Source organism: Stenotrophomonas sp. STEN023, from assembly GCF_056760135.1.
Genome location: NZ_JBRREF010000130.1, coordinates 1 through 9,249, shown reverse-complemented (window position 1 = coordinate 9,249; position 9,249 = coordinate 1). Strand labels below are relative to the sequence as shown.

Below are 9,249 nucleotides of genomic sequence, written 5' to 3'. Positions count from 1 at the left end.
GCTCCAGATCCATCCGCCGCAAGCTGCGCATGGCAATCAACAGCTGCTTGAAAACAGGCTCTATCGTTGTTCCGTTGTACTCAGCTTCGTGGCTTACGCCGCTCCCACAAACAGATTCAAGCAAAAGAAAACGCCGCCCCTTGGGGCGGCGTTTTCAGTTCGTTACCACCAGCCGCGGTAACCCCAGCCCCAGCCGGGACCCCAACCCGGGCCCCACGGGCCGTACGGGTAGGCGGGCACTACTTCCACTTCGCGCTGTACCGGCCACAGATAGACCACGTCAGCGGAAAGCTTGGGCAGCGGGTAGTCGTATTCGCCGATCTTGGTGCTCTGGTAGCCATCGATGCGGCCGATGAAGGTCACGTCGCGGCCCGGCTCGAACACCGCCGGATCATAGAAACCGCTGCGGCAGGCCAGGAAGCGGCCATCGCTGGCATCGCTGGAGGTGGTGCTCGGGCGGCCGCTGGCATTGAGCGGACGGGCCAGCATCTGGAAGCAGGTTTCGCCCTGGCCGGGGATGGTTTCGATGATGCGGCCACCCCAGCGTACCGGCGCGCCGGTCTGCTTCTGCGCCACCGCGTCACGCGGCGAAACGGGGGTGAACTGTCCCTGTAGCGGCTTGGGCGCCGTGGCACAGGCAGCCAGCACCAGGCTGGCGGCGGCAACGAGGAGGATGCGGGTCTTCATGTTCGTACTCCGGGTTTCGGGCGGTGCCTGTGCAGGTCCGCCAATAATGAAACGACATCCGATCGGACGCCAGCGTAGCGCGCCTGAGTGAAACGCTGGCTGAGCGTCAGCAGGTCGCTGCCAGGACGGGCACGGTCAATGCGGCTGGCCCAGTCGCTGGCGGTCTCGAAGGGCTCGCGGCCCAGCCCCAGTCGTTGATAGCGACGGTCCAGACGGTGCCAGGCGCGCAACAGCGGGTCACGCTGGCGCTCGCCGCGGGCCAGCAGCCAGGCCATCAGGCCGATGGTGAGGGCCGCAAAGCCGGCAAACAAGGCAACCAGCTGCGAGGGGCTCAGCTGCTTGATGCCGATGCCGCTGAGCAGGCGCTGCTGGCGTTCTGCGTTGAAGGACAGCACCGCAGTGTTCCAGCCGCGACGCAGGTAGTCGCTGTACTGCAGCAGGCTGCTCCAACGGCCGGACAGGTTGAGTCCGGCAGCGCCGTCGTTGTTGCCGATGCGGTCTTCCACGGTGTCGTAGATGCGCTCCGGGGCGACGGCCGCGGTGGGATCAACCCGCACCCAGCCGCGCTGCGGCAACCAGACTTCGGCCCAGGCATGCGCATCGAGCCGGCGCACCACCCAATAGTTGCCGAAGCGGTTGCGCACGCCGCCGGCATAACCGGTGACAACGCGTGCTGGAACCCCGGCGCCACGCATCAGCACCACGAAGGCCGCGCTGAAGTGCTCGCAGTAACCGGCCTTCTGGTCGAACAGGAATTCGTCGACGGAATGGCGGCCGGCCAAAGGCGTGTTCAAGGTGTAGGCGAACTCGCGGTGGATCCAGTCCAGGCTGCGTTGCACCAGCGCAGCGTCATCATTGCCGGCCTCGCTGCGCCATTGTCTGGACAGTGCCAGCGTGCGCGGATTGAAGCCGTCGGGGAGCTGCAGGGTTTGCCGGCGCAGGCGGGCGGGCAGCTCGGACTGGAACGCAACGGCAGGGCTGGATTGCATGCGCCAGCGGGTAAGCGCGGTGAGTGGCTGCGGTGTGATCAGGCTGTAGTCGGCATCCAGCTGGCTGCCTGCTGGGGCCTGCAAGGGCAGGTCCAGTGCAACCAGCTCGCGTCGATCGGTGGGCTCGTATTCGATCTGGTAATCCCAGCGTTGCGCGCTGTTGCTCACGCTGGGTACGCGCTCGGCGCGCTGGCTCTGCGAGCGTGACCAGCGGCGGCCATCAAAGCGGGTGAGTACCGGGCCGCGCCAATAGCGTTGGTTCTGCGCCGGCACCGGGCCGAAGAACTCGACCCGCAAGGCCGGGCTGTCATCGGCCATCATCTCGCTCAAGCCGCCGGGCTGCATGCTGTCGGATAGGCCGGGACGCCCGACCGAGCGCTCCGGCGTGCCCCACATCGGCGTCGGCAGGCGCGGCACCAGCCAGAATGCCGACAGCGCCAAAGGCAGCGCCAGCAGCATCAATCCACCAACCGTGCGCAGCTGCGCGCGCGCTGGCAGATGGGCGATGCCCACGTCCTCATCGGCAATACGCTGCAGCGCAAGCAGCGCCGCAACCACGGCAGCGGCCGACATCAGCAAGGTGGTGGGGCCCTGATCGAGCAGGAAGGCCGCGAACGGGGCGAACAGGCTGAAGCCAATCAGGCTGCGCGCATCGCGCAGCGTGCGCAACTCACTGGATTTGATTGCCAGCATTGCCGCCAGCAGGGCACAGCCACTGTCGCGGCCGGGATTGGCGCCCATCTGCCAGTAGATGCAGCCCAGCATCACGCCAATCCACAGCAGGCGAACCAGTAGCGGCATGCTGCGTCGCCATGACCACAGCGCCACCAGCAAGGTGGTGATGCCGAACACCACGGCCAGCACGCCGGGCAGCTGCAGCAGCAAGGGCAGCAGCGACAGTGCCGTGACCAGGTTGATCCAGATGCGGCTGCCGGCGCTCAGTGCGGGTGAGGGTGTCTTCATGCGTCTGGCATCAGCGCCAAAGCGCGCAGGCAGAGGTGGCGATGGCCGTCGCCGCTGGCTGGCCCCAAGGGCGGTTGCCCGGGCAGGCGCAGCTGGTAGCTGCGGCCTTCGCGTTCGGCATCATCCACCCAGCGCGCAAGCCGTGAGATGCGGCGTTCGTGGGGCAGGGCATGCAGCTGCTGCCAGTCCAATACCAGCTCGGCACCGTAGGGGCGTTCGTACTCGCGCACCAGCAGTTCATCGCGTCGCGCCGAGTGCTTCCAGGCGATGCTGCGGCGTGAATCGCCGGTGCGGTAGGGCCGCATCTGTTGCAGTTCTTCGCCTTGCGGATGCACGCGCGTGCGGGTGGAAGCGCTGCCTGCATCCGGTAACGGCGGTGCATTGGCTTCCGGCGCGGGATAGACCAGCAGGGTCGAGTCCGGCCAGAACCATGCCCAGGCGCGGACCAGACCCAGCGGCTGGGTGGTCGCAACTCGGATGCGCGCTATATCCAGCCAGCCGCGTCGATGTGTTGGCAGCCATAGATCGGCTTCGGCCTGGCTGTCCTGTTCCAGGTTGAGGTGGGTCCTGGATTGCTGGTAGTCCATTTGCAGGGCACGGCGCGGGCGGCGGTCACCACGCGCCAGCGCCAGGCGCAGGCGGATGGGATTGCCTGCGGCTACCGGGTCGGCGGAAACGGCGTCCAGGCGCAGGCCGGATAGCTGCAGATGCGCCTGCACGGTGCTCGCCAGCGAGGTTGCGGCCAATACCAGCGCCAACAACAGCGCCGGATTGTTGTTGTAGTTCAAGGCGCCCAGCACCATCACCGCGAGCAGCGCGGCCAGGAACAGACCGAAGCCGGTTGGCAGCACGTAGATGCGACGCCGGTCCAGCTGCATCGGCAGCTGTTCCGGCTGCCGTGGGCGGGCCAGAAACTGCAGTGATTGCAGGCGCTGCCGCAACGCTGCCAGCACTTCAGTCCACCTGCACGCTGTGCAGGATGGTGCGCGCCAACGTTGGACCGGAGGAGGCCTCTGCTTCGGCGACCAGGCGATGCCCGGCGACGGCGATGAACAAGGCTTGCACGTCTTCCGGAATCACATGGCGGCGACCCAGCAGCAGTGCATGCGCCTTGGCCGCGCGCAGCAAGGCGATACCGGCGCGCGGCGACAGGCCAACGCGCACGCCCGGATGCTGGCGGCTGCGGGTAAGCAGCGCCTGCACGTAATCGACCAGCGCATCGCTGGCATGCACCTGGCTGACCGCGTCGCGCAGCATGCGGATGTCCTGCTCGGAAAGGCAGGGCGTAACCCGTGCGATGAGCTCGCGGCGGTCTTCACCGGCCAGCAGGGCACGCTCGGCCTCGGCATTGGGATAGCCCAGGGTCAGGCGCAGCAGGAAGCGATCCAGCTGCGAGTCGGGCAGCGGGAAGGTGCCGGACATGTCGACCGGATTCTGGGTGGCGATCACAAAGAACGGATCCGGCAGCCGGTGGGTCACGCCATCCAGTGTCACCTGCTGCTCGGCCATCGCTTCAAGCAGGGCGCTCTGCGTGCGTGGCGGCGCGCGATTGATCTCATCGGCCAGCAGCAGGTTGCAGAACACCGGGCCGGGATGGAACTGGAAGCTGCGGCTATGCGCTTCGTAGACCGAGATGCCGAGCACATCGGCAGGCAGCAGATCGGAGGTGAACTGCACGCGCTGGAACTGCAGGCCCAGGCTGGATGCCATCGCATGGGCCAGGGTGGTCTTGCCGAGCCCGGGCAGGTCTTCGATCAGCAGATGTCCGCCGGACAGCAGCGCGACAAAGGCCATGCGTACTTCCTGGGCCTTGCCCAGCAGTAGGGAATTGACCTGCTGTTGCGCTGCCGATAGGGACTGTAGTGTTACTTCGGTTAGCATTCCGGGCGGCGCCACTGTCATGGTCGTCTCGATTTTTGGTCTGAAGGAAGTGTACGTGGCAATCAGGGGTGAGCAACGCGCATACGTGACGTTCCTTGTGTTGTGGGTGCTGGTCACCACGACGAAGGTGCTGTTGGCTTCGCAATTGCCTCTTTTTGTGGACGAAGCGTTCTACTGGCAGGAAGGCCAGCATCTGGCCGCCGCCTATTCGGATCTGCCCGGCTTGACCGCATGGTTGACGCGGCTGGGTGTTGAAGTTGCCGGTAGTCATCGCCTGGGTGTGCGCCTGCCGTTCCTGATCATGGGGGCGGCGTTGCCGTGGATGGTTGCCGGTATCTGCACGCGCTGGTTTGGCGTGCGCATGGGCTGGCGCGCGGGCTCGCTGGCCTTGTTGATGCCGTTGTCGGCGACGCTGGGCATCCTGGCGGTGCCGGACGTGCCGATGGCGATTGCCGCGCTGCTGTGTCTGGACGCCGGTGCGCGCCTGCTGCGTGGCGTCGGTGCTGGTGGTGCGCTGTTGCTGGCCTGCGGTTTGTTGATTGGCGCACTGAGTCACTACCGTTTCATCGGTGTGATCGGCGTTGGTTTCATTGCGATGTTGGCCTTGCCAGAAGGGCGCAGGGTGCTGCGCGATCCGCGGGTGTGGATTGCCTTGTCGGTAGGTGTTGCGGCGTGGTTGCCGCTATTGGCCTGGAACCTGGATAACCAGGATGCCGGGCTCAAGTTCCAGGTGATCGAGCGCCATCCTTGGGCATTCCATTCGGAAGGATTGCTGTTCCTGGTGATCCAGCCGCTGCTGGTGACGCCGTTGTTGTTCGCGGCGATGGTGGTGGTTGCGGGCAAGGGTCTGCGCAATGTGCAGGGCGGTTTCCACCACCTGCAATGGCGCTATTTCGCGCTGGTCGGTGCGACCTCGACCCTGCTGATCTTCGCGCTCGGTTTCTTCACCGATGTGGAGCGGGTCAGCTTCCATTGGCCGCTGCCTGGCTATCTGGCGCTGCTGGTCTGCGTACCGGCACTGCTCAATCATTGGTCGCGCGCCTGGCGTCGTGCCTTGTGGGTGCTCGCCTCGCTTGGGCTGGTGCTGGCCATGGCTTACTACCTGTTCACGGCCTCGCCCGGGCTGCGCGAGCATATGGCGGGCAGCAAGTACTACCCGCGCAATTTCGCCGGTTGGCAGCAGCTGGCCGAAGGCGTGCGCGAAGAGCTTTCGGAGATGCCGGCCGACACCCAGTTGTTGGCAGGGAGCTTCAAAGTGGGGGCGGAGCTCGGTTTCCGCCTCGACAATCCTTCAATCAAGGTGCTGCCGCATGCGCTCAATGACCGCCATGGGCGCACCGCGCAGCTGGCGTTGTGGAAGCTGCTCAGTGACGGCAGCCGCTCTACGCCAGTGCTGCTGGTGCTGGCGCCGGGGGACCAGCGTTACCGCGATCTGCTTGATCGCTACCACAAGGTCTGCGAGTTGGTAGGGCCGTTGCCGCCGCCGAAAGTGATCTCGCTCGATCATGGTTTCCAGCGTTTCCTGTTGTTCCGCCTGCCGGCTGAAAAGCAGCAAGGCGCGTGCGTGACGCCGGCGATGGCATGGGTGGAAACCCCGCTGGCTGGTCAACTTGTCGACGGCAGGCTGGACGTCACCGGCTGGGCGTTCAAGGATGGCGTTGGCCTGTCGCGTGTGGAGATGCTGCTCGATGGCCGCAGCGTGGGCGATGCCGTGTACGGGCGCGAATACGATGTGCGTCCGTTCTGGAAGATTTCCAACGATCCGCAGCATCCGCGCACTGGCTTTGACGCACGCCTGGATACCTCGGGGCTGAAGCCCGGCACGCATTGGCTGGGCCTGCGCCTGCATGGCAACGACGGCAGCGTCGAAACCTGGGCCGAGCAGCCGTTCGAGATCAAGTAGCGCCGCTTACCGTTGGCGGCAGCTCGCGACAAGCCGTAGCCCGGGTAAGCGAAGCGCACCCGGGGCGGTTGGCGGAGAACCTGGGTTGCCGGTAGATCACTGGTTCCCAAGGGCGCTGGGCTTACCCGGGCTACGGTGATGTCGCAAGCTAGGGCAGCTGATAGCCGGCTTGTCGCAGCAGCTGCGAGGTCTTTATCAGCGGCAGGCCGATCAGTGCAGTGGGATCGCTGTTCTCGATGGCCTCGAACAGGGTGATGCCCAGGCCTTCGCATTTGAAGCTGCCGGCGCAGTCCAGTGGCTGCTCGGCATCGATGTAGCGTTCGATCTCCGCCATCTGCAGGTGCCTGAAGCGCACACGGGTGAGATCGGTGGCTTGCAGTTGCGCATCACCGTCACTGAGGCACACGGCGGTATGGAACAGCACCTCATGGCCGGACATCGCCGTCAGCTGGGCGCAGGCGGCCTCGCGGGTGCCGGGTTTGCCCAATGCCTGCCCATTCAGCTCGGCAACCTGATCCGAGCCTATGGCCCAACTGCCGGGGTGCTGGCGGGCCACGGCAGCGGCTTTGGCGGCGGCAAGGCGGCGTGCCAACGCAGTGGGCGGCTCGCCCAGAAGCGGGGTTTCGTCCACATCCGGCGCGGCTGAACTGAACGAAATCCTGAGCCGGTTAAGCAATTCGGCGCGATATCGTGACGTGGAGGCGAGAATCAGGGGCTTCATGTGTAAAAATACGCAGCTCGGGAAGGCCAGTCTGCTGCGCCACCCCCGGTCTGACAATGTTTCCGCCGCTACGGATTTGACAGCGGCGTGGCTACTCCTTAACATTCTGCAGCTTATGTCCGCGAACGTACCCGAATTGCTGGATGCTTGGCGGATGGTCATTGCGCGCAGGCGCTTTGATGGCCAGGTGCCTTTGTCCGAATTGACCCGCTTGCAGGGTCTGGTTGCCGATACCGAGGGCCAGTGCGCGTATTCACTGGAGTTCGATCGAGACAACATCTTGCAGGTGTCGTACGTCGATCTGACCATCGATACCGAGCTGCCCTTGATCTGTCAGCGCACCATGCAGCGTTTCCTGCTGCCGGTGTCGATCAAGCAGCGCTTGGGCTTGATCAAGGACGAGGAAGAAGAATCTGCGCTTCCAGAGGAATACGAAGCGATGCTGGTGCCTGAAGATGGCAGCCTGCGTCCGCTGGACCTGGTGGAAGACGAGTTGGTGTTGGCGGTGCCGGTGGTAGCACTGGCGCCTGGAAGCGAGGCAGTCGAACGTGACTTCACCGCGACCGAAGAAGAATTGAGCAAGGCCAATCCCTTTGCGGCATTGGCGGCGCTGAAGAAATAATTGCGGCCGGTAATCGTCGGCGGCTGCGGCGAAAGCGAGTAGTGCTGGACGCTGGCGTCCTGTGCAATTAAACGACGAAGCAAACGAAACCGAGTTTGGAGCAATCCCATGGCTGTGCAGAAATCCCGTGTTACCCCGTCCCGCCGCGGCATGCGTCGTGCCCACGACGCCCTGAGCGCAAAGCAGCTGTCCACCGATCCGACCACCGGTGAAGTGCACCTGCGTCACCACATCACTGCTGACGGTTTCTACCGCGGCAAGAAGGTGATCACGACCAAGTCGACCCTGGTCGTCGAAGAAGATTGATTTGTGACGGCTGCCGCCACCTCAGTGTGGCGGTTGTTGCACCGATTCTTCCGGGGCCGCCTTCGGGCGGCTTCGCGCAATAGGAAACAGCATGAGCAAGCGGATCTACTCGAGGATCGCGGGCACTGGTAGTTATTTGCCCGAGAAAGTGTTGACCAACGATGATCTGACAAAGATCGTCGAGACGACCAACGAGTGGATCGAGTCGCGCACGGGTATCCGTGAGCGGCACATCGCTGCCGATGACGAGACCACCAGTGACCTGGGCTACCACGCCGCCGTGCGCGCGCTGGAAGCTGCGGGCATTGAGGCCTCGCAGCTGGACATGATCATCGTGGGTACGACCACGCCGGATCTGATCTTCCCGTCTACCGCTTGCTTGATCCAGGCCCGCCTCGGTGCGACCGGCTCGGCGGCGTTTGACGTCAATGCAGCATGTTCGGGCTTCATCTTCGCCCTGAGCGTGGCTGACAAATTCATTCGCAGCGGTGATGCCAAGCACGTCCTGGTAATCGGTGCGGAAACCCTGACCCGTATCGTTGACTGGACCGACCGCACCACCTGCGTGTTGTTCGGCGATGGCGCGGGTGCCGTCGTGCTCAAGGCCGACGAAGACACCGGCATTCTCAGCACCCATCTGCATGCCGACGGCAGCAAGAAGGAACTGCTGTGGGATCCGGTTGGCGTCTCGGTCGGCTTCGACAAGCCGGGCAAGATCAACATGAAGGGCAATGACGTGTTCAAGTACGCCGTCAAGGCGCTGGACTCGGTTGTTGATGAAACCCTGCAGGCCAACGGCCTGGACAAGTCCGACCTGGATTGGCTGATTCCGCACCAGGCCAACCTGCGCATCATCGAAGCCACGGCCAAGCGCCTGGAAATGCCGATGGATCGCGTGGTGGTCACCGTCGACAAGCACGGCAACACCTCGTCCGGCTCGGTGCCGCTGGCGCTGGATGCCGCGATCCGTTCGGGTCGTGTCGAGCGCGGCCAGTTGCTGTTGCTGGAAGCCTTCGGTGGCGGTTTCACCTGGGGCTCGGCGCTGCTGCGCTACTAAGCGTCTCCAGAAATACGTACACCGCACGGGCAGCCAATGGCTGCCCGTTGTCGTTAAGGCGTCACCTGTAGTGCCGAGCCATGCTTGGCATGAGGCTTCACCGGTAACGCCCCTGCCGAG

The 9,249-nt window shown here is 64.5% G+C and carries 10 protein-coding genes; 5 read left to right on the top strand and 5 right to left on the bottom strand.

Translation table 11 applies throughout. From position 1 onward, the window contains the following. The coding region (locus tag ACVOLV_RS21415; RefSeq protein WP_481556117.1) for a hypothetical protein at nt 1–181 on the top strand (181 nt) is incomplete at its 5' end. On the opposite strand, the gene ACVOLV_RS21410 is transcribed toward ACVOLV_RS21415, so the two are convergent. The 4 genes from ACVOLV_RS21410 to ACVOLV_RS21395 all read right to left on the bottom strand — a co-directional run bounded on the left by ACVOLV_RS21410 (nt 163) and on the right by ACVOLV_RS21395 (nt 4,520). Beyond that, the gene (locus ACVOLV_RS21410) at nt 163–687 is read right to left on the bottom strand and encodes a Slp family lipoprotein (RefSeq protein WP_282270727.1); all 525 of its coding nucleotides are present in this window, start codon (nt 685–687) and stop codon (nt 163–165) included. The two genes, ACVOLV_RS21415 and ACVOLV_RS21410, sit on opposite strands and share 19 nt — an antisense overlap. Then, a complete protein-coding gene (locus ACVOLV_RS21405) occupies nt 684–2,639 on the bottom strand; it encodes a transglutaminase TgpA family protein (protein WP_481556116.1) in 1,956 nt (651 codons plus the stop codon). The genes ACVOLV_RS21410 and ACVOLV_RS21405 overlap by 4 nt, the downstream gene beginning before the upstream one ends. Next, nucleotides 2,636–3,517 (bottom strand): DUF58 domain-containing protein, encoded by an 882-nt coding sequence (locus ACVOLV_RS21400; RefSeq protein WP_481556119.1) that lies wholly within the window; start codon nt 3,515–3,517, stop codon nt 2,636–2,638. Before ACVOLV_RS21400 ends, ACVOLV_RS21405 begins: the two co-directional genes overlap by 4 nt. A 76-nt stretch (nt 3,518–3,593) precedes the next feature. Next, nucleotides 3,594–4,520, bottom strand: a complete 927-nt coding sequence (locus tag ACVOLV_RS21395; RefSeq protein WP_303749113.1) for an AAA family ATPase — start codon at nt 4,518–4,520, stop codon at nt 3,594–3,596. A gap of 61 nt (nt 4,521–4,581) precedes the next feature. Here ACVOLV_RS21395 and ACVOLV_RS21390 point away from each other — a divergent pair, with 61 nt between their 5' ends. Beyond that, the gene (locus tag ACVOLV_RS21390) at nt 4,582–6,423 is read left to right on the top strand and encodes an ArnT family glycosyltransferase (protein WP_481556118.1); all 1,842 of its coding nucleotides are present in this window, start codon (nt 4,582–4,584) and stop codon (nt 6,421–6,423) included. Between the two features lie 148 nt (nt 6,424–6,571). Here ACVOLV_RS21390 and ACVOLV_RS21385 read toward each other — a convergent pair whose 3' ends face one another. Further along, entirely contained in the window at nt 6,572–7,144 is a 573-nt protein-coding gene (locus tag ACVOLV_RS21385) for a Maf family protein (RefSeq protein ID WP_481556115.1), read from the bottom strand. Between the two features lie 115 nt (nt 7,145–7,259). Here ACVOLV_RS21385 and ACVOLV_RS21380 point away from each other — a divergent pair, with 115 nt between their 5' ends. The 3 genes from ACVOLV_RS21380 to ACVOLV_RS21370 all read left to right on the top strand — a co-directional run bounded on the left by ACVOLV_RS21380 (nt 7,260) and on the right by ACVOLV_RS21370 (nt 9,129). Next, nucleotides 7,260–7,766: a YceD family protein gene (locus ACVOLV_RS21380; protein WP_481556114.1), complete on the top strand. Its 507-nt coding sequence runs from the start codon at nt 7,260–7,262 to the stop codon at nt 7,764–7,766. Between the two features lie 108 nt (nt 7,767–7,874). After that, nucleotides 7,875–8,072, top strand: coding sequence for a 50S ribosomal protein L32 (gene rpmF / locus ACVOLV_RS21375; protein WP_282270713.1), 198 nt, complete (start codon nt 7,875–7,877; stop codon nt 8,070–8,072). A gap of 91 nt (nt 8,073–8,163) precedes the next feature. Beyond that, nucleotides 8,164–9,129 carry a beta-ketoacyl-ACP synthase III gene (locus tag ACVOLV_RS21370; RefSeq protein ID WP_481556113.1) on the top strand — a complete coding sequence of 322 codons (966 nt, stop codon included), beginning with the start codon at nt 8,164–8,166 and terminating at the stop codon, nt 9,127–9,129. The last annotated feature ends 120 nt before the right edge of the window (nt 9,130–9,249 follow it).